Here is a 25971-nt window from a genome sequence, read left to right on the forward strand (position 1 = left end):
CCCGCCGGCGCGCGCTGTGTGTGAGCCGTACGGGGCCGGGACGCGGGTGCGTCCCGGCCCCGTACGGCTCCGTCCGCGTCCGTCACCTCTTCGCCGACGTAGCGCAGCTCACTCCCCGAGCTTATGCAACTAGTTGCACAACCCTCCTCGGACCGTCTACAACTATGACGACCACATTGCGCGAGGAGGCGCCGGATGACCCCGTACCCGCATCTGCTCAGCCCGCTCGACCTCGGGTTCACCACGCTGCCCAACCGGGTCCTGATGGGATCGATGCACATCGGCCTGGAGGAGGCGGAGAACGGCTTCGAGCGGATGGCGGCCTTCTACGCCGCACGCGCCCGAGGCGGCGTGGGCCTGATCGTCACGGGCGGGATCGCGCCCAACGACGAGGGCCGCCCCTACGACGGCGGCGCCAAGCTCACCACCGAGGAAGAGGCCGAGCAGCACCGGACGGTCACCGACGCGGTCCACGCGGCGGGCGGCCGGATCGCGATGCAGATCCTGCACTTCGGCCGGTACGCCTACCACCCGCAGCTCGTCGCGCCGAGTGCGCTCCAGGCGCCGATCAGCCCGTTCGTGCCGAACGCCCTCAGCGACGCGGACGTCGAGCGCACCGTCGACGACTACGTACGGGCCGCCGAGCTGGCGAAGTCCGCCGGATACGACGGCGTCGAGATCATGGGCTCCGAGGGCTACCTGATCAACGAGTTCATCGCGAGCGCCACCAACAAGCGGGACGACCGCTGGGGCGGCACCTACGCCAACCGGACCCGCTTCCCGCGCGAGATAGTCCGGCGCACCCGTGAGCGGGTCGGCGACGACTTCATCATCATCTACCGGCTGTCGATGCTCGACCTGGTGCCGGGCGGCTCCTCGCTCGACGAGGTGGTGGCACTCGCCAAGGAGATCGAGGCGGCCGGTGCCTCGATCATCAACACGGGGATCGGCTGGCACGAGGCCCGGATCCCGACGATCGCGACCTCCGTACCCCGCGGCGCGTACACCTGGGTGACGCAGAAGCTCATGGGCGCGGTCTCGGTGCCGCTGGTCACCAGCAACCGGATCAACACCCCCGAGGTCGCCGAGCGGCTGCTCGCCGAGGGCCGTGCCGACATGGTCTCCATGGCCCGGCCTTTCCTCGCCGACCCGGACTTCGTCGCCAAGGCGCGCGAGGACCGCGCCGACACGATCAACACCTGCATCGGCTGCAACCAGGCCTGCCTGGACCACACCTTCAGCGGCAAGATCACCTCCTGCCTGGTCAACCCGCGCGCCTGCCACGAGACCGAGCTGGTGCTCTCCCCCACCCGGCTCCGCAAGCGCCTTGCCGTCGTCGGCGCCGGTCCCGCGGGACTGTCCTTCGCCGTGTCGGCCGCCGAGCGGGGGCACGAGGTGACGCTGTTCGACGCCGCCGACGAGATCGGCGGGCAGCTGAACGTCGCCAAGCGGATTCCCGGCAAGGAGGAGTTCGAGGAGACGCTGCGCTACTTCCGCACCCAGCTCGAACTGCACGGTGTGGAGGTCCGGCTGGGCACGTTCGCCACGCCGGAGCTTCTCGCGGGCTACGACGAGATCGTCATCGCGACCGGGGTCTCTCCCCGCACCCCCGAGATCGAGGGTGTCGACCACCCGAGCGTGGTCAGCTACCTCGATGTGCTGCGCGACGGGGCCGAGGTCGGTGAGCGCGTGGCGGTCGTCGGCGCCGGTGGCATCGGCTTCGACGTGGCGGAGTTCCTCACGGACGGCGGCGAGGGCGCGAGCCTCGACCCGGAGACGTACTTCCGGCAGTGGGGCGTGGACACGGCCTACGAGACCCCGGGCGGACTCCGCTCCCCCGAGCGTCCGAAGCCGCCGCGCACCGTGCACCTCCTGCAGCGCAAGACCACCAAGGTCGGCGCCGGGCTCGGAAAGACGACGGGCTGGATCCACCGCACCGAGCTCAGGCACCGCGGGGTGACCATGGTCGCCGGGGCGACCTACGACCGCATCGACGACGACGGACTGCACATCACCGTGGACGGCACCTCGGCCGTCCTCGACGTGGACACCGTGGTGCTCTGCGCCGGTCAGGAGCCGAAGCGCGACCTGTACGAGCAGCTGAGCGCCTCGGGCCGCACGGTCCACCTCATCGGTGGCGCGGATGTGGCCGCCGAGCTCGACGCCAAGCGCGCCATCGACCAGGGGACACGCCTGGCCGCGTCGCTCTAGCTCCTGTCCGGTGCGGGCCGGGACCGGTGGTTTCCGGTTCCGGCCCTCACCGGTTCCGGTACGTCGCACGCGCCGTACGCCGCCAGCTCCGGCCGTCGCCTGAAGCCCTGCCGGGGCTGCCTAGGATGCGGTCCATGTCACTCCCGCACGCGATCCTCACCGCCCTGCTCGAGAAGCCGTCGTCGGGTCTGGAACTGACCCGGCGCTTCGACCGCTCGATCGGCTACTTCTGGCAGGCGACGCACCAGCAGATCTACCGGGAGCTCGGAAAGCTGGAGGAGGCGGGGCACATCCGTGCCCTGCAAACCGCCCAGCGCTCGCGAGGCCAGAAGAAGGAGTACGAGGTACTGCCCGCCGGACGGGCCGAGTTGGCGGCGTGGGTGGGCAGGACCGAGGACCCCAAGCCGGTCCGGGACGCGCTGCTGCTGAGGATGCGCGCCGCGGCGGTGGTGGGCACCGGGGGTCTCGAGGCGGAGCTGCGGCGCCACCTGGAGCTGCACAGGCGCCAGTTGGCCGAGTACCTGGACATCGAGGAGCGGCACTTCCCACCGGAGCGCGACTCCGTCGAGGACCGGCTGCGGCACGTGGTGCTGCGGGGCGGTATCGATCTGGAACGGTTCTGGATCCAGTGGCTGACGCACGCCCTGGAGGAGCTCGGAGGGCCATCCGACGAGGGTGGGTGATCACCCGAAGGCGGTCGATTTCGGCTTGCCGCGCCCTGTGCCGCCCCTGAACGGCGATACTGGCCGTCGTGGGACAGACCATGGACAACGGCACGGGGGCTCGGGTGAACCACGCGCACGACACGCCAAGTTGGAACATCGGCGGGAGCGGCGACGCCCGACGCCGGCGCCATGCCGTCGTGATCGGCGGCAGTCTGGCGGGGCTGCTCGCCGCTCATGTGCTCGCGGGGCACGCGGACACCGTCACGGTGGTCGAGCGCGACCGTCTCTCCCCCGGGCCCGAGGCGCGGGCGGGCGTACCGCAGAGCCGCCACCCGCATGTGCTGCTGGAAGGGGGACAGCTCGCGCTCGACGCCCTTCTCCCCGGCTTCATGGCCGGGTTGAGAGCCTCGGGCGCCCCGTGCGTGGGGCTGCCGTCGGACATGGTGCAGTGGCAGAGCGGGCGGTGGTTCCGTCGTACGCCCGCGACCACGCACATCTACACCGGCTCGCGCGCACAGCTCGAACATCTGGTCAGGGAGCGGGTGCTGGCCAATCCGGTGATCTCCCTCGTGGAATCAACGGAAGTCGTCGGGCTCCTCGGGGACTCCTCACGGGTACGGGGGGTGCTGCTGCGCGAGCGCGGCACCGGGGCCGGCTCCGGCGCGGATGAGGGTGCCGGCTCCGGGAGCGGCGGCGAGCCGCGGCCCCTGGAGGCCGATGTGGTCGTGGACGCCTCAGGACACAGCTCGCGCGCCGCGCAGTGGCTCACGGCGATCGAGGCCGAGCCCGCGGCGGAGGAGACCATCGACACGGGTCTGGCCTACGCCTCGCGGATCTATCGCGGCCATGGCGGGTCCCTGGGCACCGACGCCCTCGCCTACTACGTCATCCCCAACCCTCGGCAGGTCCACGGAGGTGGCGTCATCCCCCTGGAGGACGGGACCTACCTGGTCACGTTCTCCGGTCTGCGCGGGGACGAACCGCCGACGGACGAGGCGGGGTTCACGGCCTACGCGAAGCGGCTGCCGCATCCGTTCGTGCACCGGTGGCTGCTGGAGAGCGAGCCGCTGTCGCCCGTGTGGGGCTTCCGGAAGACCTCCAATCTCCGCCGCCGCTACGACCGTCCGGGACGCCGCCCGGCCGGATTCCTCGCGACGGGCGACGCGCTGTGCACGTTCAACCCCGTCTACGGACAGGGCATGTCCGTCGCCGCGATGAGTGCCGTGGCCCTGCGCGACGCGCTGGCCGACCCTCGCCGCACGCCCACGACGCTCCGGGTCCAGCAAACGGTGTGCCGGGCCTCGCGCCAGGCGTGGGACATCTCGGCAGGCTCCGACCGGCAGATGCCGGGAGCGACCGGGAACGCGTTGGCCGCCGGTGCCCTGGACCGGCCCGTCGGCTGGTACCTCGACCGGGTCCAGGAACGCTACGCGGGTGACCCCGTCGTGGGCAGCGCCTTCCGCTCCGTACTGACCCTGCGCGCGCCGGTGACCGCGCTGTTCGCACCCGAGGTCGCCAGGGCCGTGCTGTTCGGCGCGGTCCCGGAGACACCGCAGGAGCCGCCGATGGGCCGAGAAGGGCGGTAGACGGCGGATCGTCGGTGCCGTGTGTTCCACGGGTCGCGGTCCACCCGGGCATCTCGCCCGCGAGTCGCTACGACGTGCTCCGCGCCGCTTCCACCGCATCGGCGACCTGGTTGAAGAACCGCGTGTGCGCCCGGGCGCTGCACGGGCCCTCCGGGTTCCACGGTACGAGGTGCGCTCCTGAAACGGCCTCCTGCCAGGCGGGGTTGGCACGCAGGGCGTCCAGTGGGTGGGCGTTGGCGCGCATGTCGACGAGCAGGATCCGCGCGGCCAGGGCGGGGACTTCGGACCAGTCGACCGCCGACCAGTGCGTGCTGGAACCTCCCTGAGGGTTCAGCACGTCGACTCCGAAGCCGGCGAGTTCACGCAGATCGGGCCAGGCGTACGGCTTCGCGAGATAGGCGCCTTCCGCGGAGGCGGGTGACAGCGCGAGCACAGTGGGACGCGCCTCGGGCACGCCCAGAGCCGCCTGGTCACGCAGGCGCGCCTCCGCGCGGGCGAGCGGCAGGGCCATGGCCGTCTCGCCGTCGGCCCCCAGCTCACGGGCCAGTTCGGCGAAACGGGCGCGGACCGCGGCGAGTGACCGACCCTGGCCGACGTCGAGCACGACCAGCGGAACGCGCTCCTCGATGTGTTTGGCCGTGTCGGGATCGAGGGCGTATACCTGTCCGCCGCCGTAGGTGACGGCGACGACGAGGTCGGGTTCGCCGCGGAGCAGTGCACCGGAGTCGAGCCCCGCCCCGGACCCGAGGTAGGCGATGCCCTCCACGGGCAGTCCCGCGGCTTTCACCGGGTCGGGGCCGTCACCGTCGTGGTTCGACCCGAACAGCCCTGCCGGCCGTATGCCGTGGTCCCAGAGGCTCGCTCCGGCCTGTACGTACGTGACGGCCCTACGTGGCCGCCGAGTCGCCGTCGCCAGATGGCCACGGTCGTCGAGAAAGCTCCAGTTCCCCTGCCGCTCCATGATCCGTGCACTCCTGCCCGTCGCCTGCCGGTGCGTGCGAGGGTCTCCTGCCCAGGGATCGGGAGGCTCGAACAGCGGCTCAGTTACCGTTCGGCGCCGCCCCGCCACACGGTGGTGGTGTTGCAGAATTCCTTGATGCCGTGCCCGGACAACTCCCGCCCGTATCCGGAGCGTTTGACACCGCCGAAGGGCATGGCAGGGTGCGAGGCGGTCATTCCGTTGACGAACACCCCGCCCGCCTCAAGGTCCCTGACGAAGCGGGCCACTTCTTCCTCGTCTCGGGTCCACACGTTCGAACTCAGCCCGAAGGGCGAGTCGTTGGCTGTCCGTACCGCTTCGTCGAGATCGGCGACCCGGTACACGGTGGCCACCGGCCCGAAGGTCTCCTCGCGGTGGATCCGCATCCGGGGTGTGATCCCGGTGAGGACGGTGGGGAGGTAGTACCAGCCTCGCGGATACGCCTCGGGCCTGCCCGCCCCGCAGAGCGCCCCGGCACCGAGCCGCAGGGCGTCGTCGACCAGCGCCTCCAGGTCGGCGCGTCCCTGCTCGCTGGCCAGCGGGCCGATGTCGGTGGACTCCTCCAGCGGGTCCCCCACGGTCAGCCCCTCCATCCGGGCGGTGAAGCGCTCGGTGAAGGTGTCGTACACGTCCTCGTGCACGATGAAGCGCTTGGCGGCGATGCAGGACTGGCCGTTGTTCTGGACGCGTGCGGTCACCGCCACCCTGGCGGCCTTGTCGACGTCGGCGGAGGGCATGACCACATAGGGGTCGCTGCCCCCGAGTTCCAGGACGGTCTTCTTCACCTCGTCACCGGCGATGGAGGCGACGGAGCGGCCCGCGGGTTCGCTTCCGGTGAGGGTCGCCGCGGCCACCCTCACGTCCCGCAGCACCCCCTCCACCTCGGCGGAGCCGATCAGCAGGGTCTGGAAGCAGCCCTCGGGGAAGCCGGCCCGGTGGAAGAGGTCCCCCAGGTACAGCGCGGTCTGCGGCACGTTCGAGGCGTGCTTCAGCAGCCCGGTGTTGCCCGCCATCAGCGCGGGCGCGGCGAATCGTACGACCTGCCACAGCGGGAAGTTCCACGGCATCACGGCGAGCACGACACCCAGCGGGCGGTAGCGGACGAAGGCCCGTGACGCACCCGAGTCCGCGGCTTCCTCGTCCGGCACGGCTTCGTCGGCGAGCAGCCGTTCGGCGTGTGCGGCGTACCAGCGCATCGCCTTCACGCACTTGGCCGCCTCCGCCCTGGCGGCCGTGATGGGTTTGCCCATCTCGCGGGTCATGGTGCGCGCGATGTCGTCCTGATCCTCCTCGAGGAGCCCCGCGGCTCGTTTGAGCAGCCGCGCACGCTCTCCGAAGCCCGTGACGCGGTACTCGAGGAAGGCCTCATGGGCGGCCGCCAGGCGCTTCTCGATCCCCTCGGGCCCGAGGGGATCGAAGGTCTTGAGCGTCTCACCGGTCGCGGGATTCACCGACGCGATGGGCATGGCTGTGTCCTCCTTGGACTCGCACCTACGACCCTGCCGCGCACGGAAGGACGGCGCAACGCGGGGGCTTGGTGGCCGTGACGAGCGAGGCGCGGCCGCCACCCCTTCAGCGGATCACTCTCCGGGGCATCCGCGCGCCGCCGGATTGGCCAGCTGATCGGGTCCCGCGCGCCACACTGGCGTGACACGGCGTACCGGAGCGATGGCGGAGGGTAGGACCGGGCGCCAGACTCGGCGCCATGGCCAAGCGCAGTGCCGGTTTGCTGATCTTCCGTGCCGCGGGCCCGGAGGTGGAGGTGCTGATCGCGCACATGGGCGGGCCTTTCTGGGCATCCCGTGACGCGGGCGCCTGGTCGATCCCCAAGGGGGAGTACGGCCCTGAGGAAGAACCCGAGGCCGCCGCACGCCGCGAGTTCGAGGAGGAACTCGGCCTGCCCGCACCGGCCGGGGAGCGCCTGTCGCTCGGTGAGAGCCGCCAACCGGGCGGCAAGCTCGTCACCGTCTGGGCCGTCGAGGGCGATCTCGACCCGGAGCGGCTGGAGCCCGGCATGTTCAGCATGGAGTGGCCGCCCCGGTCCGGGGTCCTGCGCGAGTTCCCCGAGATCGACCGGGTCGGCTGGTTCTCGCTGGAACGGGCCGCCGAGCTGCTCGTTCCCGGCCAGCGGATCTTCCTCGACCGCCTTGCCCATCACATACGCCAGGAGGGCCGCCGACAGCGGCCCTCCACCTCTGATTGATCCGAGGAGTACCCCCGTGTCCCTGTCCCTCTTCCTGCCTCGCCTTTCCCGTCTCCGTGAGTGCCCCTTCCCCAGGACGTTCGCCAGGACCTTCGCCGTGACCGGAGCGGCAACCCTGCTCGCCACGCTTCCGGGCACCGCCACCGCCCGTAGCTCCTCCGAGGGTTCGGTGACCGCGGACGAACTGCTGGCCAAGGTGCGGACCTGCACCCGAATATCCGACGGCCTGTACCGCAGCGACGCGACGGAACCCGCGGACATACCGGTGTGCGGCACGCCGGACGTGGTGTTCTGGAAGGCGGACATGGACATCGACTGCGACGGGCAGTACTCCGCGCGCTGCAACGACGACACGGACCCGAGTTTCCAGCCCCAGACCGCTTTCGCGCAGTCCGACGGGGACTACCTCAGCTCCGAGGGGCTGCCGTTCGTGGTGGTGCCCGTGGCGAGCGACCTGTGGGAGCCCTTCTCGTCCGGGATCAGCGGCGGCAGCGTCGTGGCCGTGGTCTACGGCGACAGGGTGCAGTACGCGGTCGTCGGGGACACCGGACCGCACGACATCATCGGCGAGGCCTCCTACGCGACGGCCGAGCGCCTCGGCATCGAACCGGGCCCCGAGGGCGGGGGCGCCGACTCCGGCGTCACGTACATCGCGTTCCGCGGCTCGCATGTCTCTCCGATCGAGTCCCATCAGGACGCGGTCACGTTGGGTGACGAGCTGGCCAGGGAGTTCGTCGGTCGCCAGGTACGAAGCGGGGACGGGGTCGAGGATGAAGACTGAAGGGGAAACCGGAGACGGGGACTGACGGATCGAAGAAGGGACAGGGCCATGCTGGGTGACAGCAGAGCGTTCAGCGGCTTCTCGACCGATGACATCGGGAGGGCGAAGGAGTTCTACGGCGAGACGCTCGGTCTGCGAGTGTCCGAGGAACACGGGCTGCTCACGCTGCGTCTCGCCGGGGACACCACCGTGCTGGTCTATCCCAAGGGGGACGGCCACACACCGGCGACCTTCACGGTGCTGAACTTCCCGGTGGACGACATCGAGCGGACGGTCGACGCGCTCGTGGGGCTCGGGGTGGTCTTCGAGCGCTACGAAGGCTTCGGCCAGGACGAGCGCGGTATCGCCCGCCAGGAGGGTCCCGCCATCGCCTGGTTCAGGGATCCCGCGGGCAACGTCCTGTCCGTGCTCCAGGAGTAGCTCCCCCGCCATGGATCCCGTGCAGGCGCTGGACCGGATCGCGTTCCTGCTGGAGCGGTCCGGGGCTCCGACCTACCGGGTACGGGCCTTCCGGGCGGCGTCGGCCGCGGTCGCGGCGCTCGGCGAGGACGAGGTGCGGGCACGTGCCGCGGCCGGTGCGCTGGAGTCGGTGCGGGGCATCGGCCCCAAGACCGCCCAGGTCGTGCGGGAGTCGCTGGCCGGCGAGCTGCCCGCGTATCTGCGGCGGCTGGAGGAGGACGTGACCGGCCGGCCCGACGGGGATGCCGGGCGACGGCTGCGGGCGGCACTGCGCGGCGACTGCCATCTGCATTCGGACTGGTCGGACGGTGGTAGCCCGATCGAGCTGATGGGGCGGACCGCGGCGGCCATCGGGCACGAGTGGGCGGTGCTCACCGACCACTCCCCCAGGCTCACCGTGGCACGCGGGCTGCCCGCGGAACGGCTTCGGGAACAGCTCGACGTGGTGGCGGATCTCAACAGGACCTGGGCACCTTTCCGGCTGCTGACCGGGATCGAGTGCGACATCCTGCCGGACGGCACGCTTGACCAGGATTCCGAGCTGCTGGCCCGGCTCGACGTGGTGGTGGCGTCGGTGCACTCCCAGCTGCGTATGGCGGCGCGACCCATGACCCGCCGGATGCTCGCGGCGGTCCGCAGCCCGCTCGTGGACGTGCTGGGTCACTGCACGGGGCGCCTGCTGAAGGAACGGCACGGGGTCTCCGGCAGGCCGGAGTCGGAGTTCGACGCCGAGGCGGTTTTCGCGGCATGCGCGGAGTCGGGGACGGCGGTGGAGATCAACAGCCGTCCTGACCGGCTGGACCCGCCACGGCGTCTGCTGCGCCGCGCCGTGGCGGCGGGGACGCTGTTCGCGATCGACTCGGACGCGCACGCGCCGGGCCAGCTCGACTGGCTGTCGGCCGGGTGTGCCCGGGCCGAGGAATGCGGGGTGTCCGAGGACCGGGTCATCACCGCCTGGACAGCCGACGAGCTGCTCCACTGGACGAGGACCCGGGAGGTGCCGGGGGCATGAGCGGCCGGGCCGTGCCATTCGGTCGCCGAAGTGCGACCTTGGAAGGAGAACGTCTCCGTCCATGCCAGCGCGAGAGAGGACGGTGACCACCGTGAAGGTCGCCGACAGGCACGAGGAAGTGTCGGTGCAGCTCACCGGCTCGCCCCAGGACGCGGACGCCGTCTTCGGCGCGCTGCTCGCCGCGTACCCCTGCGACCGCGACGCCGAGGAGCACGTCCACGAGGCGGGCCACGGCCACCCCACCGTGTGGTCCGCAACCTATGACGTGGCCCCCGCCGACACCGCCGCTCCGGTGGCGGCCACCTCGCTCGGGTCACCCGTGGCCGCCGAGCTCTCCGGCTCGTACCCCGCGGTGGACCGCCTCGCCAAGGCGCTCACCCTCGGCTTCGCGGTCGAGGTGGAACACGCGGTGTCGGGCGACGGGGAGAAGCAGCTCCGGCTGCTGCTGCGGTCCACGGAAGGGGGATAGGGTGACACGCGTGGAAAACGCACGTTCGACGGGGCCGACGGGCTTCAGGTAGCCCGCCAGGAGATACCTGGCGGTCGCTGCGAACGGAGTCCGGTGTCACGCACCGCCCACCACCTTCGGCCTCCCTACGGCCACCGTGGAAACGGCCGTTCGCCAGGCGATGCCTGGCATTCCAGCGTTCTCCACGATCTCAGGTACAGCGCCCGCGATTTCGCCGACGCGATACGAGAGTCCAGGAGACCTCGACCCCGCGTGATCCGCCGCACGGTGAATGTCCGCTCGTGGCCTCGCTTCCAGCGGGACCGCTCCGTCGCCGAGTGGTCCGCTGCGGAGGAACGCCGGGAGCGCCAGCGGCTGCGCACCCAGGTGGAGACTGCCCTGAAGCTGGTGAACTCCACCGCGGACGACCTCACACCGGATGCCGCGGAGACCGTGGACATCCCTCCGGCGCGGCACCGACGCAACGCCCTCTGGCTCGCGTAGCCGGCGCCCGAGTCTCAGGACGCCTCGACGGCCGTCTCGATGCACCGGGCGAAGGCGTCAACGTCCTTGCGTGCGGCGCTCGGATCGTTCGCACCGTCGGCGAGGAAGGCGAGGACCTCGTCGACGTACCGGTCGATCACGACGGTCGCCTGGAACTGTCCGGCCATGGTCCCTCCCTGCTCGCTCGTGCCCAAAACCCCGGCGTTTCCCAGCCTCGCAGACACCGGGCCGAGGCACCCGCGCGGTGCGCGGGTGCCGGTCCGTTCGGGTGACGGGCCGTCGCTCCAGGCGTGGCTTCAGGCCCCCAGGCGTACGGGCAGCTCCTGCACGCTGTTGCCGACGAAACTTGCGTGTCGCGTGAGTTCCGGCTCCGGCAGGGCCAGGTCGAGGCCGGGGAACCTGGCGAACAGCCGCTCCAGGGCGATGGTCGCCTCCATGCGGGCCAGTGGGGCGCCGAGGCAGTAGTGCGGGCCGTGGCCGAGTGAGAGGTGGCGGGCCTCTGAGGCGCGGCTGACGTCGAAGCGATCGGCTTCCTCCCCGTGGGCCGACTTGTCACGGCCGGCGGCGGAGTAGCCGGCCAGGACCGGGGTGCCCTTGGGGATGACCGTGCCGTCGACGGTGAGGTCCTTCGTCGGGTAGCGGAACGGGAAGTAGCTGACCGGGCTGTCCCAGCGCAGGGTCTCCTCCACGACGTCGGCCCAGCTCGCCTTGCCGTCCTGTACGAGCGCCAGCTGATCGCGGTGGGCGCACAGCGCCCGGACCGCGTTGGTGATCAGGTTCAGCGTGGTCTCGTGCCCGGCGATGATCATCAGCAGCAGGGTGCCGATCAGTTCGTGCTCGCTGAGGCGGTCTCCGTCCTCCTCCCGGGCCGCGATCAGCGCACTGGTGAGGTCGTCGCCGGGGTCGGCCATCCGGGCGGTGGCGACGGCGGTGAGCACGGCGACCAGTTCGCGGTTGGCGGCCATGGCCTCCTCGGGTCCGATGTCCGTGGCGACGACCTGGTTCGACAGGTGGTGCAGACGCTCGTGGTGCTCCGGGTCCACGCCCAGCAGTTCGCAGATGACTCCCATGGGCAGCGGCATGGCGAAGTGCCGCCGCAGGTCGGTCACACCGTCCCCGTCCGCCGCGGCGGCCTCGAGGCCGTCCAGCAGCGATGCGGTGACGGTCTCGATGCGCGGCCTCAGTTCCTCCACCCGGCGCGCGGTGAAGGCCTTGCTCACCAGCACCCGCAGCCGCCGGTGGTTGGCTCCGTCGGCTGTGGTCATGCCCTGGACGGTCGCGAAGGTCTTCAGCGGCCAGCCGTCGGCGATCCGGCCCTCGCGCAGTTCGGTGAAGTGCTCGGCGCCCTTGGCGACGTCGGGGTGGGCCAGGAACTCCTTCAGCGCGTCATGTCCGAGTACCGCCATGCCCGCGATGTCCCCGGGCAGGACGACCGGTGTCACGGCACCGCGGGCCAGCAGCCTCGCGTTGTCCGCGTGCGGGCAGCCACCGGCCGGGTCCATCCGGTGCGGGGACATGGGTGAGGTGTTCAACGGAGGTCTCCTGTCTGTGGTGCCGTCGGCTGTGGCGCGGCGTGCGCCGCCACAGGTGCGAGGGGCAGCTGAGGGTCGGTGAACCGGACCGGGAGCGCGGCGAGGCCCTTCGTCCAGGGCGAGGAGATCCAGGACAGCTCGGTTTCCGGCACGGCCAGTTCCAGGTCGGGCAGACGGTGCCGGATGGTGTCCACCGCGGTCCGGGTGATCAGCCGGGCGGGGTCCTGGGCCGGGCAGGTGTGCGGACCCGCGCCGAATGCCAGATGGGAGCGGTTTCCGGCTATCGGGCCGCCATCCGGGGGCAGTACGGCCGGGTCGGCGTTGGCTGCGGCGAGTCCGAGGACGAGCATGTCGCCGGCCCTGATGTACTGCCCGCCGAACTCCACGTCCCGGATGGCGTAGCGCGCAGGGAAGTTCTGCGTCGGTGGGAAGCGCCACAGCACCAGGTCGAGTGCGTCGTCCACGCTGAGGTGACCGCCCGAGAGCGAGGAGCGGAATGCCGGGTCGCACAGCAGGATGCGCAGCGTCGTGGCGATCCAGTTCACGGTGGTCTGGTTGCCCGCCACGAACATCACCACGAGGTTGTGCAGCACTTCGTCGTCGGTGAGCTCCGCGGGATGGTGCAGCAGTGCCGAGGTGATGTCCTGTCCCGGGCTGCGCCGCTTCTTCTCTATGACGGCGCGCAGGATGGTGGCGAGGCGCCGGCTGGCGTTGGCCGAGTCGGCGTTGCCGACGACCATGCCCGCGATGGCCTGCACGAAGCGCTGGCCGGTGCGCTCGTCCAGACCGAGCACACCGGTGATGGCCTGCATGGGCAGCCGGCGCGCGTAGTGCGGCACGAGATCGGCCTCACGACGCCCGGCGAACGAGGCGATCAGCCCTTCCGCGGTGGCCCGGACGCTGCGGCGCAGTTCGTGTCCGTTGACCCCGGCGAGCGCGTCGGAGACCGCGGCGCGCATTCTGCGGTGCTGCTGCCCGTCCGCGTACAGCAGCGCGGGACGCCAGCCGACCATCGGCAGGATCGGGGAGTCGGGTGGCACCCGCCCCTCGCGCAGCAGGGTCCAGTGGCGCGGGTCGTGCGAGAAGTCCTGCTCCTGACGCGTGAGTTGGAGCAGCTCGCGGTGTCCGAGCACCAGCCATGCCCGGATTCCGGGTGCGACGGTGACGGGAGCCACCGGTCCGTGCTGCTCCCGGAGCTCCTCGTAGAGGGCGGGCATGGCATCACCGTGGAGGTGCCCGTACAGCGCCGTGGCGGGGCAGCGTCCGTGCCGTGGGGTCATGCGGACTCCGTCACGTCGATGAGATGCCGCAGGAGCGCGATCAGCGCGCGTACGGACGAGGTGGCTTCACGGGCGTCGCAGAACACCAGCGGGGTGTCGGGGAGCAGGTCGAGTGCGGTGCGCAGCTCGTCGTCGGCGATCCTGGGGCTGCCGGGGAACACGTTGACCGCGACGGCGAACGGCAGCCCGAGGTCCTCGAGATTGCCCAGCGCGTCGAAGGACGACTCCAGGTCGCGGGTGTCGACCAGCGCGAGCGCGCCGAGCGACCCCTTGGCGAGATCGCGCCACGCGGGCAGGAAGCGGGGCTGGCCGGGGGTGCCGAAGAGGTAGAGCACCAGTTCCCCGTCGATGGTGATCCGGCCGAAGTCCAGGGCGACGGTGGTGGTCGTCTTGGACTGGTCCGGCGTGGTGTCGACACGGGCCCCGGCGCGGGTCATCACCGCCTCGGTGGAGAGCGGTTCGATCTCCGAGACGGTCCCGATCAGGGTGGTCTTGCCGACGCCGAGCGGGCCGACGACGAGGATCTTGGCCGCGCCCATGACCCCGGAGGTGAGGTACTTGCCCGGTGACGGGGGCGTCCCCGGCGCCGCTGGTGCCTGGGCCCCGGGGCCCGGGGCCGCCGGCGCTGCCTGTGCCGGGGTCCCCGGAGACGCCGCCGGGGGCCCGAGCGGGGTCCCCGCCGGTGTCCCTGGCGGTCGCGGTGTCCCGGCCGTTGCCTCAAAGGCGGCTTTCGAGGCCATGTAGGACCTTTCTCAGCATGGTGACATCGGCTCGTTCTGCTGCGGGGATCGGCGGGCGGATCACGATCAGACCCCACGTGAGGAGGTCGGTGAGCAGCACCTGGACCACCGACGACGGCTGGCCGAGATGCGCGGCCACCTCGGCGACCGACAGCAGCCCCTGGCAGTGCGCCAGGATGCTCACGTGCTCCGGTTGGAGGGATGGCGGATAGGCCGCGTCCGTGGCCATCACCAGGGTTTCCCAGGCGAGCGGCTCCCCGCCCGTGCCCGCCCGGCCACCGGTGATCACATACGGCCGTACCGCCGAGGTGGTCCTTCTCTCCGGGTGTTCGGTCATGACGAGGGGTTCAGCGGAGCCACCGGGTCCCTCGGCTGGGTGCTCAGGTGCGCGCCGATCTGTGCGACGAGCAGCTGCATCTGCTGGGCGACCAGGCCGATGTCGGCGCCCGTGTCGGTGGCGACACCGAGGTGCGCGCCGAATCCGGCCTGGGTGAACAGCACGAATCCGTGGTCGGACTCCAGCATGAGCTGGCGCACCCCGGCCGCGCTGCCGAACAGGAGCCCCGCGGTGGACCGTCCGGTCATGGTCATGGCGGCACAGGCGGCAGAGAGCGATTCGGCCTCGGCGACGCTCAGTTCGGCCACGGGTCCCGACAGGTTGGGCGCGGACGCGTGGCCGAGCCGCAGCCCGTCCTCCGAGACCACGACGGCATGCCTGACGCCCGGGATCTCCGTCAGCGGTCGCAGCATCCAGCCCAGGTCGGGCAGCTTGGTGATGGTTCCGGTCACAGCCGGCCTCCCTCGTGGTCGGGTCCTTCGGGCGTCCTGCTGTTCTCCGCCTCGGCTCGGCCGCGCCGTGTCCCGGAGAGCACATCGGCGATCGAGGCGCGGGCATCCTCCGGGGTCCACGGGCGCTCGTCGGACATGGTGGGCGGCGCTGCGGCCGCGACCGCCGGTGGTGTCCACGTGGTCTGGTGCACGGCTGCCTCCCGGGCGCCGCGGCGGCTGCGGCGTCTCGGCAGGCCGCTGCCCGCCGGCTCGTCCGCCGTCCCGGATGCGGTCTCCGCGTCTGCCGCCACGTACCCCGCTGCCGTGGCGGTGCGCGCGGACGAGGGCCGGAACGGCGGCGGTTCGGTGAGCAGCCGGTGCGGTACGAAGGCGACGGCGCGGGTGCCTCCGTAGGCGGACGCCCCGGTCAGCTCCACCTGGAAACCGAGCTCGCGGGTCCAGCGGCCGACACAGGCGAGCCCGAGCCGGGGCACGGCTCCGAGCTGTGTCAGGTCCAGGTCGTCACGCAGCCGTGCGGCCGCCTGTTGCAGCACGTCGGGCGGCATACCGAGGCCCGCGTCGTCGATCCCGACGACGGCGCCGGCGCCGACCTCGCTGATGGTGACGACGACATGGCTGCTGGAGGGTGAGAACACCGTCGCGTTCTCGAGGAGTTCGGCGATCGCGTGCATCAGGCCCTCGACGGCGGGCGCCACCACGTGGAGCATCTGTCCGCCGTGGATCTCGACGCGGCCGAACTCCACGATGCGCGACTGGGCACCCCGTACACAGTCGTAGAGGGACACCGGGCGGGTCTCCCGGCGGGCGGGCCAGACACCGCACATCACCAGCAGGGTCTGGGCCTTGCGGGTCATCTGCGCGGCGGCGTGGTCGGCCTTCATGACCTCGGCCATCAACAGGGGGTCGTCGATGGATCGTTCGACGCGGTCGAGTACCTGCTGCTGCACCGTGGCCATGGCGTGGACGGAGCGGGCGACGGACTCGAAGGCCGTCTGCACGGAGTCCCGCAGGGTGCGCTCCCTGCGTACGGCCTCGTCGGAGCCGAGTGCCTCGACGACGGATTCAAGGGCACGGGCGAAGTCCTCACCGGTGTCGGAATCCGGGCCGAGAGGGCCGGGTACGCCTTCGGGCCGCTGTCCCCGGCGGAGCCGCTCGGTGACGGCCGGCGCGCGTACCGCGGCCAGATGCTCGACCTCGGCGGCCCGGGCGGCCGCCAGCCGGCGGGCGCGCCCCAGCGAGCGGCGCAGCGTCAGCGCCCAGAAGAGGAATGCGGAAGCGGCCACGGCACAGCCGCCCGCGATGCTCAGCAGGGTAACCATGATGTGACGACTCGGTGGACCGCGACCACGGAGTACGAGCCCCTTCCCAACCACGTCGGATGAAACAGCCCCTCGGCGATCGGGAGCAGTCAAATCTTACGATCAACCGGGCGCGTCCGAACGCCAGTTGGGCAAGTCCTTTCTGTCTCCGTCCCCTATTCCCCCATTTCCCTATTCCGCCATTCCGCCATTCCGCCATTCCGCGCTCCCTGGCCGTCCAATCCTGCCGCTGTCGCCTGCCGAGGTCAGCCGGCCGCCCCACCCGCCTCGCTCAGCACGCCGATCAGCCGGGCGACCGTCGCGGTCATCGCCGCCCTGCCGGCCGACAGATAGGCGCGGGAGTCGACCGCGTCGGCGTCGGCCGCCAGCCGGGCGCGGATGGCCCGGGTCATGGCGAGGTTCAGCGCCGTGCCGATGTTGATCTTCGCCATGCCACCCCGGACCGCCGCCGACAGCTCCCCGTCCGGGACCCCCGACGATCCATGCAGCACCAGCGGCACATCCACGGCCGCGCTCAGCCTGGCGAGCAGCCCGTGGTCGAGCGCTGCCGTGCGTGTCGTCATCGCATGGGAGCTGCCGATGGCCACGGCGAGGGCATCCACTCCCGCCGCGTGGACGAAGCCACGGGCCTCGTCCGGGTCGGTACGCGCACCGGGTGCGTGGGCGTCCCGTGGCGCGGCGCCGTTCTTGCCGCCGACCTCGCCCAACTCGGCCTCGATCCAGAGGCCATGGGCGTGCGCCCACTCGGCGGCGGCGCGGGTCGCGGCGAGATTCCCCTCGAACGGCAGCCGCGACGCGTCGTACATCAGCGAGCTGAAACCGGCCTCGGCCGCCTGGCGGAGCAGCTCGCCGCTGGTGACGTGGTCCAGATGGAGCGCGACCGGCACGGTGGCGTCCCGGGCCGCTTCCAGTGCGGCGCGCGCGAGGGGGCGCACCCGGCCGAGGCGGTATCTCACGGCGTTCTCGCTGATCTGGAGGATGACCGGGGAGTCTGCCGACTCCGCCCCGGCGACGACGGCTTCGGCGTGTTCGAGCGTGATGATGCTGAACGCGGCCACGGCGCGGCGGTCCTGGGCCGCCTCCGCGACCAGCGTTCCGGTGTCGGCGACGGGCACGGTCAGCCTCCGGGGAGTATGACGGAGCGGCTGAGGTGACGCGGGTGGTCCGGGTCCAGGCCGCGCGCCCCGGCCACGGCGACGGCCAGACGCTGGACCCGCACCAGCTCGGCCAGCGGGTCGAGGTGACCGGCCACCCACATGGCGCCGGTGGCCCGCACCTCGTCGGCGAGTCCCGGCGGCGGCGCACCGATCATCCAGGTGGCGGTGCCGCGCGTGGTGACACTGATCGGGCCGTGGCGGTACTCCATCGCCGGGTAGGCCTCCGCCCACGAGGCCGAGGCCTCCCGCACCTTGAGCGCCGCCTCGCTCGCCAGCCCCGCGGTCCAGCCCCTGCCCAGGAAGGTGAACTGCGTGCACTCGGCGAGACCCGGGGACAGCGGCAGGGCGAGTGCCGCCCGGGCGTCGTCCACGACGGCGCCCGTGTGCCGTCCGGCGTGGGCCCGCAGGAGGGTGAGCGCCGAGGTCGCGAAGCGGGTCTGGACCACGGATTCCTCGTCGGCGAAGTCGAGGACGATGACATCGTCGGCGAGCGCCGTCACCGGGGAGGCGGGGTCAGCGGTGAGCACGGTGGTGCGGGCCCTCCCCCGCAGCCCCCCGAGGAGGTGCAGCACCTCGGTGGTGGTGCCGGAGCGGGTGAGCGCGACGACGCGGTCGTAGTGCCGGTGCGGGGGGAACTCGGAGGGCGGGTACGCGTCCGACTCGCCCTGCCCGGCCGCTTCGCGCAGCGCGGCGGCGGCCTGGCTCATGTACAGCGAGGTCCCGCAGCCGGTGAACGCCACGCGCTCGCCCTGACCGGGGAGCAGCCCCGCCCTGCCGGCGGCCAGCTCCGCCGCGCGCTCCCAGCATTCCGGCTGGCTGGCCAGTTCGTTCGCGATATGACCCATCACCATGCTCCACCCTCCGGGCTACGCCCACCCATGCGCTTTTCTGCAAAGTACTGCTCTTTTTCAATCAACTTCAAGCATGCGGCAAGGAGTCATGTGCGTTAGGGTCACAGCCAGCGATCAAGGACGCGGAGCACGTCCGGGGAAGGGAGCCACGGTGTCGCGCGACGCCCGCTGGAAGGAACTGCTGGAACTGCTGGTCGAGCGGGGCCGGCTGGACGTCGACGAGGCCGCGGCGGCGCTGGACGTATCGGCCGCCACCATCCGCCGCGACTTCGACCAGCTCGCCGAACAGCAGATGCTCGTCCGCACCCGCGGCGGCGCCGTCGTGCACGGCGTGTCGTACGAGTTGCCCCTGCGCTACAAGACCTCCCGGCGCGCGGCGGAGAAGCAGCGCATCAGCGCGGCGGTGGCCGCGCTGATCGCACCGGGCACCGCCGTGGGCTTCACGGGCGGCACCACGACCACCGAGGTGGCCCGGGCACTGGCGGCCCGGCCCGATCTCGCCTCGGGATCACCCGCTCTGACCATCGTCACCAACGCGCTCAACATCGCCAACGAACTGGCCATCAGACCCCAGTTCAAGATCGTCGTCACCGGCGGGGTGGCCCGCCCTCAGTCCTACGAGCTCATCGGCCCACTCGCCCACGCCGTGCTCAGCCAGATCACGCTCGACACCGCCGTGCTCGGGGTCGATGCCTTCGACGCGGAGCACGGCGCGGCTGCTCACGACGAGGCCGAGGCCGCGATCAACCGGCTGCTGTGCGAGCGGGCCGAGCGGGTGGTGGTGGCCGCGGACTCGACCAAGCTCGCGGCTCGCGCCTTCGCCCGTATCTGCGGCACCGGCCAGGTGGACACGCTGGTGACCGACGCGGCCGTCCCCGACGAGACCGCCGCCGCGTTCGAGGACGCCGGGGTGACGGTCATCCGGGCCTGACCCGCACCGGCCGACGGTGCTGACCGCCGACCGTCCTGACGCCGTCCGGCAGGCGACATGCCGGCTGGCTTGGCTATAACTGAACGATGATCATCCATGTGGTCCCGCTCGACGACTGGCTCGCCATTCCCGAACGCCCGTACGCCCCGCCGTCCTTCGCCGCCGAGGGCTTCATCCACTGCTCCCCCGACGAGGCGACGACCCTGGCCGTCGCCGACGCGTACTACCGCGACACGCCCGGACCGCTGATGGCGCTGCTGATCGACGAGCACCGGCTGCGCTCACCCGTGCGGCGTGAGCCGGCAGGCTCCTCACCGCCACCGGGCGTCGCTCCGGACACACTGTTCCCGCATGTGTACGGGCCGATCGACCGCGAGGCGGTTCAGGGGCTGCTGGAGATCCGGCGCGACACACAGGGGCGGGCGGTCGAGTTCACGCCCTGGGCCTGAACGCGGCCCCCGGTCAGCTCCTGAAGTCCTCGGGCGGCCGCCATCGGCCGGCCGCGCCTTCCGGGATGAGCCGGTCCACGACATCCTCCAGCTCGGCACACGCCTGTTCGATCCGTCGGCGGATCGTCCGCTGCTCCGTCACGATCGCCGACAGCAGCAGCCCGGTCAGCGCCACGGAGCCGTTCAGCGCCTGCAAGGTGCCCATGACCGCGAGGAGACTGTGCCCGGCGAACGGCCCCGCGTGGTCGGTCGCGGCCGAGATCGCCAGCACGGACACGACCAGCACGCAGGGGGCGGTGCCCCGCAGCTCGAAGCGCAGCGCCGCCCAGACCAGCAGGGGGAACACCAGGAACAGCAGCGACGCCGCGCTCGTGGTGCTGACGCGCGCCACGGCCGCGGTGCTGAGCAGGAGCGCCGCGGCCTCGGCCCAGCGTGCGAGGGGCACGCCGACGGGCCAGCGGATCCTCCGGGCCACCAGCAGCAGCGGCGTGACCACCAGCACACCCATGGCGTCGCCCGTCCACCACGCCGACCAGACCGGCCAGAAGTCGTCGGGCGTGATCTGGCCGGACGCCATCAGCACGAGGGACGCCGCGGTCGCGCTGATCAGCATCCCCGCCAGGGCGCCCAGGAACACGAGAGCGAGCCCGTCCCTCAGCCGGTCGAGCTGGGGACGGAAGCCGACCCGGCGCAGCATCAGATAGGCGACCACCGGCGCCAGGGTGTTCCCGGCGAGGATGCCGAGCACATGGGGGCGGAACGGGGTGATGGCCAGGATGACGAAGAGGGTGCCGAGTGCGATGCCCGGCCAGACCCGCAGCCCGAACCAGAGCAGTGCGGCCAGTGCGATTCCGGTGGGTGGCCACAGCGGGGTGACGATCGCGCCTTCGACACTCACCCGGAGCGTCAGTCCGAGCCGCGCCGCCGCGTAGTAGGCGAGGGCGACGGCGATCATCAGCAGCACCACCGCGCCGTAATGCCGGAGAATCCTGGTGCGGACCACACCTCATCACACAACGTCCCCCGGCCGGGCGCACGTCCTGAGCCGGGCGCCCCCGCGGAGAGCCGCCGCGTCGCCGCCCGGGTCAGGCCGTCGTGGGCGTGTCAGCCCACCCGTCCGTTCGACGTAGGCGGCGCGGCGGCGTCATGGCGCAGGACGAGTACGGCCGCGTCGTCCTTGTGGGCCGTGAACTCGGCCGCCGTCATCACTTCCGCGGCGAGCTCATCGGCATCGGCGCCGGCGGCCGCCCCCTGCCCCACCAGCCGGATCACCCTGTCGAGCCCCGCGTCGAGCGGCACGGTCGGCCCTTCGATCACCCCGTCGGTGAGGAGCACGAAGGCTCCCGCCCGAGTGAGCCTGCGCCTGGTCACCGGATACTCCTCGCCCGGCTGCACCCCGAGCGGCAGTCCTCCCTCGTCCTGGGCGGCGCCGCTGCGGCCGTCGTCCGTGGCCCAGACGGCGGGGACATGCCCGGCCCGAGCGCTCTCGATCAGCCAGTCCACCGCGTCGAACCGGACGAAGGTGCAGGTGGCGAAGAGGTCACGAGCCACCGAAACCAGCAGGTCATTGGCCCTGCTCAGCACCACTCCCGGGTCGGTGGACGCGATGGCGACCGCACGCAGTCCGAACCGGATCTGCCCCATGTAGGCAGCCGCCTCGACGTCGTGGCCCTGGACGTCCCCGATGGAGAACCCGAGCGAGCCGTCGTGCATGACGAAGCCGTCGAACCAGTCACCGCCGATGTCCAGGCCGTCGCGGGCGGGGGCGTAGCGTGCCGCGGTCCTCAGGCCTGGCCGTGCGGGGAGCCCGGAAGGGAGCATGTCCCGTTGGAGGGCCTCGGCCAGGTCGACCCGGGCCCGCTGGAGCTCGACACCCTGCCTCGCCTGCGCGGTGAGCCTCTTGAGTGTGGCGAGGAGGTCGTCGGCGCTCGCCGATGACGGGGGACGACGCCGCGTCATGGCCCACTCCAGTGCACACGATCATCATACTTCGAGCCTTAGGGGCCGCCTGCGAAGCGATGGACGCGGCGCATCCTTCGAGCCCGAGGTCTGAACCCACGGGCCGGACCGGGACCGGCCGACCGGGGGCACCCGTTCGGCGGCGTGCGGGACTGGTCACCTCCTCATAGCGGGTACCCACGCCACATGCCCTTCCGATTCGGGACGCCGGACGACGGCGACCCGGCGCACCACGGCCACTGGTTCGCACGCCTGTACCGGCGCGTGCAGACCTCGGTGGTGGGGCTGGCGTGGAGCCGGGGCCGGGAGATGGAGCTGATGCACCGGGCCATGGGCTTCGCCGCCCTGGGCTTCCTCACCCTTGTTCCACTGCTGGTCGTGGTGGCGGCGGCGGACCTGCCGAGCGGGCAGGGGTTCGCGCGGTGGCTCGTCCAGGGCCTGGGGGTCTCGGAGGTGTCCCAGGAAGAGGTGGAGCAGTTGTTCGGCCGCCCCGGCCAGGCCCTCCAGCGGACGACCGCGCTGGGTCTCGGCGCGCTGGCCGCGTTCGGTGTGACCTTCGGTTCCGCCGTGCAGACCGGGTACGAGCGGGCGTGGGACCTGCCCACGGCGCGCTGGCACACGATGTGGCGCCATATCGTCTGGCTGGGCGTGCTGATCGTGGCTCTGCTGGTGTTCGTCACCACCCCGACCCCGGTGGACGCGTCCGCGGTGGAGACGGTGGGCGTGGCGACCGGGGATGTGGTCGGCGCGTTCTTCTTCTTCTGGTGGTCGCAGCGGCTGCTGCTGTGCGGCCGGATCCGCTGGCGGGCCCTCGCTCCCGGGGCCGCGGCCACCGCGCTGGGGCTGGTCGGACTGCGAATCTTCTCGCAGGTGGTGTTCTCGCCGCTGATCGCCGCGAACGCCGTCACGTACGGGCCGTTCGGAACGGTGCTCGTGCTGCAGTCCTGGCTGGTGGGGGTGGGTTTCGTGGTGTACGGCGGGGCGCTGGTCGGCCGGCTGTTCCACGAGGCGATGGTCCGGCACCGTATCGAGGCCGACCTCGGCAGCCGATGAACGCACCTGTCCGCGCGGTCGCCCCGGAGGCCGGCCCAGTGCTAGAACTGTGAACATGATCGGACGATCCCGCCGGTCCCGGCTGCCGGCGGTCCGGCCGCCCAGCCGACCGCGGCAGCGCGATCAGCAGCGCGAGCGCTCGGCAGGCCGATGGGGACGTCCGGGGACGCTGCTCGGGGTGCACAGTCTGGCCGCCCAGGTCTTCCTGCTCCAGGCGATCGTGGTGATCCTCCTCGTCATCGCCGGCACGGCCGCCCTCGTCCTCCAGGCGCGGTACGACAGCCGCCAGGACGCCGAGAACCGCTCGCTGGCCGCGGCGGTGAGCTTCGCGCACGGGCCGGCCACGGCGGCGGCGCTGAAATCGCCCAACCCCACCGTGCTCCTCCAGCCCGACGCCATCCAGGCCCAGCGCGCGGCCGGGGTCGACTTCATCACCGTGCTCAGCCCCGACGGCACCCGCTACACCGACCCGGTGCCCGCGCTGATCGGTACACCTGCCGAAGGAGACGTCTCGCGCGCCGCCGCGGGTGAGTCGTTCACCGAGACGTTCGTGGGCCATCCGCGCGACGCGGTCAGGGCGGTCGTCCCGGTCACCGACGCCACGGGACAGGTGGTCGGGATGGTGAGCGCCGGTATCCAGGTCGCCAATGTGGGGGATCTGCTGGACCGGCAGCTGCCCGTCGTGCTGGCGTCGGCGGCCGGTGCACTCGCCCTGGCCACGGGCGGTGCGGCGCTTGTCAGCCGGCGGCTGCGGCGGCAGACGCACGGCCTCGACCCTGGCGAGATGACCCGGATGTACGAGCACCATGACGCGGTGCTGCACGCGGTGCGCGAAGGCGTGCTGATCGTCGGCGGCGACGGCCGGCTGGTCCTCGCCAACGACGAGGCCCGCCGGCTGCTCGAACTGCCCCCGGACGCGGACCGCCAGCCCGTCTCCGAGCTCGGTCTGGGCGCCGGGATGACCCAGCTCCTGGTGTCCGGCGAAGAGGTCTCCGACGCGGTCTTCCTCTCCGGTGACCGGTTGCTCGCCGTGAACACCCGCCCGACGGCCCCGTACGGCGGCGTGCCGGGCGTGGTCGCCAGCCTCCGGGACACCACGGAGCTACGGGCCCTGTCGGGGCGTGCGGAGATCGCCAGGGAGCGGCTGACCCTGCTGTACGAGGCGGGGGTGCGGATCGGCACCACGCTGAACGTGCAGCGCACGACGGAGGAGCTCGCCGAGGTGGCCGTGCCCCGGTTCGCCGATTTCATGACGGTCGAGCTGCTGGACTACGTGCTCAGCGGGGAGGAGCCGACGACCACGGCCACCGAGATGCGGCGTACCACGCTGATCGGGATCCGCAGCGACCCGCCGCTCCAGCCCGTGGGCGACCTGATCCGCTTCGTGATCCCGACGACCCCGATGGCGATGGCCCTGGACACCGGACAGGCCGTGCTGTCGCCGGATCTGACCGAGCTGGCGAACTGGCGGGCGCAGGACCCCGAGGGGGCGCGCCAGGCCCTGGAGTACGGGATCCGCTCGCTCATCACGGTCCCCCTCCAGGCACGGGGCGTGGTGCTCGGCATGGCCAACTTCTGGCGGACCGGGGACCAGCCGCCCTACGACGAGGACGACACCTCGTTCGCCGAGGAGCTCGTCGCGCGCGCGGCCGTGGCGGTGGACAACGCCCGGCGGTTCACCCGGGAGCACGCGATGGCCGTCACCCTCCAGCGCAGCCTGCTGCCCCGCGATCTGCCGGTGCAGGACGCCCTGGAGGTGGCCTGGCGCTATCAGCCGGCCCAGGCAGGTGTGGGTGGCGACTGGTTCGACGTGATTCCGCTGCCGGGCTTCCGGGTCGCCCTGGTCGTCGGTGACGTCGTCGGGCACGGGATGTACGCCGCGGCCACGATGGGGCGGCTGCGCACGGCCGTGCTCAACTTCTCCTCACTCGATCTGCCGCCCGCCGATCTGCTGGCCCATCTCGACGACCTGGTGATCCGGATCGACGCGGACCAGCGGGCGGAGGACGACCAGGACCGCGGTCCGGTGACCGGTGCCACGTGCCTGTACGCCGTGTACGACTCGGTCAGGGGGCGCTGCACCCTCGCGCACGCGGGACATCTGCCGCCTGCCGTGGTCGACCCGGTGCACGGGGTGGTGACATATCCGGAACTGCCGGTCTCGCCCCCGCTCGGCGTGGGCGGGCATCCGTTCGAGGAGTCCGAGATCGAACTGCCGGAGGGCAGCCGGATCGTGCTGTTCACGGACGGTCTGGTCGAGGACCGCCGACGCGACATCGACGAGGGCCTGGAGCTGCTGCGCCGTGCCATCGCCGTACCGGACCTCTCCCCGGAGGAGACCTGCCAGGCGGTGACCGAGGCGATGCCACGTGCTCCGGCGAGCGACGACATCGCCCTGCTCGTCGCCCGTACGCACCGGCTGCCCGCGGACCGGGTCGCGGTCTGGGACGTGCCGCTCGATGTCGCGGAGGTCTCCCGGGCGCGTGCGCAAGCGGCGCGCAAGCTGGCCGAATGGGACCTGGCCGACGCGTCGTTCGTCGCCGAACTGGTGCTCAGCGAGCTGCTCACCAACGCCATCCGCTACGGAACGGAACCGGTGCAGGCGCGGCTGCTCTACGGGAGCACGCTGGTCTGCGAGGTGTCCGACGGCAGCAGCACGTCCCCGCATCTGCGCCGGGCCGGCGCCACCGACGAGGGCGGGCGGGGACTGTTCCTCGTCGCCCAGTACTCGCAGCGCTGGGGGACGCGTTACGTCGCCGGAGGAAAGGTCATCTGGGCCGAGATGGCCCTCGGGGGCGAGCCGCCCGAGGAGACGATGATGGTGCTGGACGACGAACTCGTGTGGTGAGACCGGCAAGCCCGGCGACCGGCCGGGACGCGGCCCCACGGGTCGGACCACCGTGCGGGGCGGACCGGCTCGGTCGGAGTTCCGCGTCATGGACGAGCATGGCGTACAAGCCGTGAACAGCGCGCGAAACGCGCACCCGGCGCAGGCGGGTGACGCAGGGCGGGCCCGCGGCACACCGCCGCGGGCCCGCGCAGCCGCAGCCGGACCAAGGGCGC

Annotated in this window: 26 protein-coding genes; 13 read left to right on the top strand and 13 right to left on the bottom strand. The window is 71.8% G+C overall.

Going from position 1 to position 25971, the window contains the following annotated elements:
- Positions 1-195: 195 nt before the first annotated feature.
- The 3 genes from ABZ532_RS13945 (at position 196) to ABZ532_RS13955 (ending at position 4462) form a co-directional block, all read left to right on the top strand.
- Positions 196-2211 (top strand): NADPH-dependent 2,4-dienoyl-CoA reductase, encoded by a 2016-nt coding sequence (locus ABZ532_RS13945; protein ID WP_361282255.1) that lies wholly within the window; start codon positions 196-198, stop codon positions 2209-2211.
- 134 nt (positions 2212-2345) lie between these two features.
- Positions 2346-2894 carry a PadR family transcriptional regulator gene (locus ABZ532_RS13950; RefSeq protein WP_361282257.1) on the top strand — a complete coding sequence of 183 codons (549 nt, stop codon included), beginning with the start codon at positions 2346-2348 and terminating at the stop codon, positions 2892-2894.
- Positions 2895-3076: 182 nt separating this feature from the next.
- Positions 3077-4462: a monooxygenase gene (locus tag ABZ532_RS13955; RefSeq protein ID WP_361282545.1), complete on the top strand. Its 1386-nt coding sequence runs from the start codon at positions 3077-3079 to the stop codon at positions 4460-4462.
- A gap of 67 nt (positions 4463-4529) precedes the next feature.
- Here ABZ532_RS13955 and ABZ532_RS13960 read toward each other — a convergent pair whose 3' ends face one another.
- Both ABZ532_RS13960 and ABZ532_RS13965 read right to left on the bottom strand, forming a co-directional pair.
- A complete protein-coding gene (locus ABZ532_RS13960) occupies positions 4530-5423 on the bottom strand; it encodes an ABC transporter substrate-binding protein (protein ID WP_361282259.1) in 894 nt (297 codons plus the stop codon).
- A gap of 83 nt (positions 5424-5506) precedes the next feature.
- Complete coding sequence (locus ABZ532_RS13965) at positions 5507-6907, bottom strand: NADP-dependent succinic semialdehyde dehydrogenase (RefSeq protein ID WP_361282261.1); 1401 nt, start codon at positions 6905-6907, stop codon at positions 5507-5509.
- A gap of 239 nt (positions 6908-7146) precedes the next feature.
- On the opposite strand from ABZ532_RS13965, the gene ABZ532_RS13970 reads away from it, so the two are divergent.
- From ABZ532_RS13970 to ABZ532_RS13995, 6 genes are all read left to right on the top strand, one after another.
- Positions 7147-7644: an NUDIX domain-containing protein gene (locus tag ABZ532_RS13970; protein WP_361282263.1), complete on the top strand. Its 498-nt coding sequence runs from the start codon at positions 7147-7149 to the stop codon at positions 7642-7644.
- A gap of 115 nt (positions 7645-7759) precedes the next feature.
- Positions 7760-8425 (top strand): glycoside hydrolase family 75 protein, encoded by a 666-nt coding sequence (locus ABZ532_RS13975; protein WP_361282547.1) that lies wholly within the window; start codon positions 7760-7762, stop codon positions 8423-8425.
- Positions 8426-8473: 48 nt separating this feature from the next.
- A complete protein-coding gene (locus ABZ532_RS13980; protein WP_361282265.1) occupies positions 8474-8845 on the top strand; it encodes a VOC family protein in 372 nt (123 codons plus the stop codon).
- Between the two features lie 10 nt (positions 8846-8855).
- Positions 8856-9896, top strand: a complete 1041-nt coding sequence (locus ABZ532_RS13985; protein WP_361282267.1) for a PHP domain-containing protein — start codon at positions 8856-8858, stop codon at positions 9894-9896.
- 61 nt (positions 9897-9957) lie between these two features.
- Positions 9958-10365 carry a hypothetical protein gene (locus ABZ532_RS13990; RefSeq protein WP_361282269.1) on the top strand — a complete coding sequence of 136 codons (408 nt, stop codon included), beginning with the start codon at positions 9958-9960 and terminating at the stop codon, positions 10363-10365.
- A 252-nt stretch (positions 10366-10617) separates the two neighbouring features.
- Positions 10618-10848: a hypothetical protein gene (locus tag ABZ532_RS13995; protein ID WP_361282271.1), complete on the top strand. Its 231-nt coding sequence runs from the start codon at positions 10618-10620 to the stop codon at positions 10846-10848.
- A 14-nt stretch (positions 10849-10862) separates the two neighbouring features.
- Here ABZ532_RS13995 and ABZ532_RS14000 read toward each other — a convergent pair whose 3' ends face one another.
- From ABZ532_RS14000 to ABZ532_RS14040, 9 genes are all read right to left on the bottom strand, one after another.
- Positions 10863-11015: a hypothetical protein gene (locus ABZ532_RS14000; RefSeq protein WP_361282273.1), complete on the bottom strand. Its 153-nt coding sequence runs from the start codon at positions 11013-11015 to the stop codon at positions 10863-10865.
- Positions 11016-11144: 129 nt separating this feature from the next.
- Entirely contained in the window at positions 11145-12365 is a 1221-nt protein-coding gene (locus tag ABZ532_RS14005; RefSeq protein ID WP_361282549.1) for a cytochrome P450, read from the bottom strand.
- 11 nt (positions 12366-12376) lie between these two features.
- Positions 12377-13660, bottom strand: a complete 1284-nt coding sequence (locus tag ABZ532_RS14010) for a cytochrome P450 (RefSeq protein ID WP_361282275.1) — start codon at positions 13658-13660, stop codon at positions 12377-12379.
- Positions 13657-14199 carry an ATP/GTP-binding protein gene (locus tag ABZ532_RS14015; protein ID WP_361282277.1) on the bottom strand — a complete coding sequence of 181 codons (543 nt, stop codon included), beginning with the start codon at positions 14197-14199 and terminating at the stop codon, positions 13657-13659. The genes ABZ532_RS14010 and ABZ532_RS14015 overlap by 4 nt, the downstream gene beginning before the upstream one ends.
- Positions 14200-14377: 178 nt before the next feature.
- A complete protein-coding gene (locus tag ABZ532_RS14020; protein ID WP_361282279.1) occupies positions 14378-14737 on the bottom strand; it encodes a DUF742 domain-containing protein in 360 nt (119 codons plus the stop codon).
- Entirely contained in the window at positions 14734-15189 is a 456-nt protein-coding gene (locus ABZ532_RS14025; RefSeq protein WP_361282281.1) for a roadblock/LC7 domain-containing protein, read from the bottom strand. Before ABZ532_RS14025 ends, ABZ532_RS14020 begins: the two co-directional genes overlap by 4 nt.
- Positions 15186-16508: an ATP-binding protein gene (locus ABZ532_RS14030; RefSeq protein WP_361282283.1), complete on the bottom strand. Its 1323-nt coding sequence runs from the start codon at positions 16506-16508 to the stop codon at positions 15186-15188. The genes ABZ532_RS14025 and ABZ532_RS14030 overlap by 4 nt, the downstream gene beginning before the upstream one ends.
- A gap of 245 nt (positions 16509-16753) precedes the next feature.
- On the bottom strand, positions 16754-17623 hold the full coding sequence (locus ABZ532_RS14035) for a class II fructose-bisphosphate aldolase (protein WP_361282285.1): 870 nt from the start codon (positions 17621-17623) through the stop codon (positions 16754-16756).
- Between the two features lie 2 nt (positions 17624-17625).
- A complete protein-coding gene (locus ABZ532_RS14040; RefSeq protein WP_361282287.1) occupies positions 17626-18510 on the bottom strand; it encodes a sugar isomerase in 885 nt (294 codons plus the stop codon).
- Between the two features lie 157 nt (positions 18511-18667).
- Between ABZ532_RS14040 and ABZ532_RS14045 the strand changes: the two genes are divergently transcribed.
- Both ABZ532_RS14045 and ABZ532_RS14050 read left to right on the top strand, forming a co-directional pair.
- Positions 18668-19447: a DeoR/GlpR family DNA-binding transcription regulator gene (locus ABZ532_RS14045; RefSeq protein WP_361282289.1), complete on the top strand. Its 780-nt coding sequence runs from the start codon at positions 18668-18670 to the stop codon at positions 19445-19447.
- 86 nt (positions 19448-19533) lie between these two features.
- Positions 19534-19896: a DUF952 domain-containing protein gene (locus tag ABZ532_RS14050; protein WP_361282291.1), complete on the top strand. Its 363-nt coding sequence runs from the start codon at positions 19534-19536 to the stop codon at positions 19894-19896.
- A 13-nt stretch (positions 19897-19909) separates the two neighbouring features.
- Here ABZ532_RS14050 and ABZ532_RS14055 read toward each other — a convergent pair whose 3' ends face one another.
- Positions 19910-20899: an MASE1 domain-containing protein gene (locus ABZ532_RS14055; protein WP_361282293.1), complete on the bottom strand. Its 990-nt coding sequence runs from the start codon at positions 20897-20899 to the stop codon at positions 19910-19912.
- Positions 20900-21000: 101 nt separating this feature from the next.
- Positions 21001-21855: a PP2C family protein-serine/threonine phosphatase gene (locus ABZ532_RS14060; protein ID WP_361282295.1), complete on the bottom strand. Its 855-nt coding sequence runs from the start codon at positions 21853-21855 to the stop codon at positions 21001-21003.
- 186 nt (positions 21856-22041) lie between these two features.
- On the opposite strand from ABZ532_RS14060, the gene ABZ532_RS14065 reads away from it, so the two are divergent.
- Positions 22042-22908, top strand: coding sequence for a YhjD/YihY/BrkB family envelope integrity protein (locus ABZ532_RS14065; protein WP_361282297.1), 867 nt, complete (start codon positions 22042-22044; stop codon positions 22906-22908).
- A 55-nt stretch (positions 22909-22963) separates the two neighbouring features.
- Positions 22964-25756, top strand: a complete 2793-nt coding sequence (locus ABZ532_RS14070; RefSeq protein ID WP_361282299.1) for a SpoIIE family protein phosphatase — start codon at positions 22964-22966, stop codon at positions 25754-25756.
- Positions 25757-25971 lie beyond the last annotated feature (215 nt).

This window comes from Streptomyces sp. NPDC019396 (genome assembly GCF_040632375.1).
Taxonomy (GTDB): Bacteria; Actinomycetota; Actinomycetes; order Streptomycetales; family Streptomycetaceae; genus Streptomyces.